The organism is Variovorax sp. (assembly GCF_035634955.1).
Taxonomy (GTDB): domain Bacteria; phylum Pseudomonadota; class Gammaproteobacteria; order Burkholderiales; family Burkholderiaceae_C; genus Variovorax.
Genome location: NZ_DASQBZ010000013.1, coordinates 1 through 1,505, shown reverse-complemented (window position 1 = coordinate 1,505; position 1,505 = coordinate 1). Strand labels below are relative to the sequence as shown.

Sequence of the window (1,505 nt, the reverse complement as noted above, 5' to 3'; positions counted from 1 at the left end):
ATCCAGCTCTTCGAGCTGGTGCGGGCGGCCGCGCAGGAAGCCTTTGTCCAGTGCCGGCGAAGCGCCGAACAGGTACATCAGCAGCCAGCTGTAGCGGCGGAAGTTGCGGATCAGCGCGATATAGGCCGAGGACTGGTAGTCACGGTCGCCTTGCGTGCTGCCTTCGGCGTCGCGCAGCAATGGCCACAGCGCCTCCGGCAGCGAGAAGTTGTAATGGATGCCGGCGATGCACTGCATGGTGCGGCCGTAACGCAGGGCCAGGCCCTTGCGGTAGACGTGCTTGAGCTTGCCGATATTGGACGTGCCGTACTCGGCGATCGGGATGTCTTCCTCGGCCGGCAGCGTGCACGGCATCGACGGGCTCCACAGGTATTCGTCGCCCAGCTTGCTGTAGACGAAGCGGTGGGTCTGTTCGAGGCTTTCGAGCACTTTGGCCGGGTCGGCCAGGGCCGGGGTGATGAACTCCAGCAGCGACTCGGAATAATCGGTGGTGATCTGCTCGTTGGTCAACGCCGAACCCAACGCTACCGGGTGAGGAGTCTGAGCCAGGCGACCTTCGTCGGTTATGCGCAGGCATTCGCGCTCAATACGGTGCAGGCACTGCTCGAGCAGGGGAAGATTGGCGCCGAGCAGGCTCAGGCGGCGGTTGAGGAGGTCGCTCAAGATGGATTCCTTCACGCGTCAGTCGGCCCAATATGGGGGTAGCGTTGACGGTCTACAAGGGTAGTTGGAAAAGGAACTGGCGTTGTCGCCTGGGTTACGCGGTTCCGGCGCCGAATTCGGGACCGCTTTGCGGCCCATCGCCGACAAGCCGGCTCCCACAGCAGGTCAGCGGTGAACCTTGTGGGAGCCGGCTTGCCGGCGATGGGACGCAAAGTCGCCCCAGATGCTGTCAAAAATACCGTAGATAGCGCTTGGTGAGCTAGAGAACCGCGAAGGTTCCTTGTGCTTTTGCCACCAGTTTGTCGCCTTGGACTACGTCGGCGTCGACCACCAGGGTGCGGCGCCCGGCGTGCAGCACGCGGGCGGTGCAGAGCACGTCGCCTTCGCTGACGGCGCGCAGGTAGTTGATCTTGCACTCGATGGTCACGCTCTGCTGGTCGAAACCATGGCTGGCCGAGCAGGCCAGGCCCATGGCAATGTCCACCAGGCTGAAGATCGCCCCGCCGTGCAGCTTCTGGCCGCGGTTGCGCAAATGCGGCTCGAGCGCCAGCGCCACCTCGGCAACGCCGGTGTCCAGGCGTTGCACGCGGCAGCCAAGCAGCTGGCTGTAAGCGCTCTCGACAAGCTCCTTGGGGACTTCCATCATTTCTTCTTCAACTGCTTGGCGTTGGCGAACAGCGAAGCCATGGCATTGTTGGCCGGTGCTGCGGTGGCCGTTTCACGCTGGCGCGGCGCCTGTTGCGAGCGGTTGCCGGCGTTGCCACGGTTGCCGCCGCGGTTGCCTTCGACCTTTTCGCCCGGCGTGTCGCTCATGCGCATGGACAGGCCGACGCGTTTGCGCG

Annotated in this window: 2 protein-coding genes and 1 pseudogene; all 3 read right to left on the bottom strand. The window is 64.0% G+C overall.

Annotation, left to right across the window (positions count from 1 at the left end; all coding sequences use genetic code 11):
• Nucleotides 1–663: pseudogene (locus VES41_RS04940) on the bottom strand (glutamate--cysteine ligase); the annotation flags it as partial.
• A gap of 259 nt (nucleotides 664–922) precedes the next feature.
• Nucleotides 923–1,306: a PaaI family thioesterase gene (locus tag VES41_RS04935; protein ID WP_324813753.1), complete on the bottom strand. Its 384-nt coding sequence runs from the start codon at nucleotides 1,304–1,306 to the stop codon at nucleotides 923–925.
• On the bottom strand, nucleotides 1,306–1,505 hold a 200-nt coding region (locus VES41_RS04930; protein WP_324813751.1), incomplete at its 5' end, for a hypothetical protein. The genes VES41_RS04935 and VES41_RS04930, both read right to left, overlap by 1 nt.

What these genes read in the sequence shown, in the direction of transcription:
- VES41_RS04935 (WP_324813753.1), bottom strand. Translation starts at nt 1,306, where the DNA reads ATGGAAGTCCCCAAGGAGCTTGTCGAGAGCGCTTACAGCCAGCTGCTT.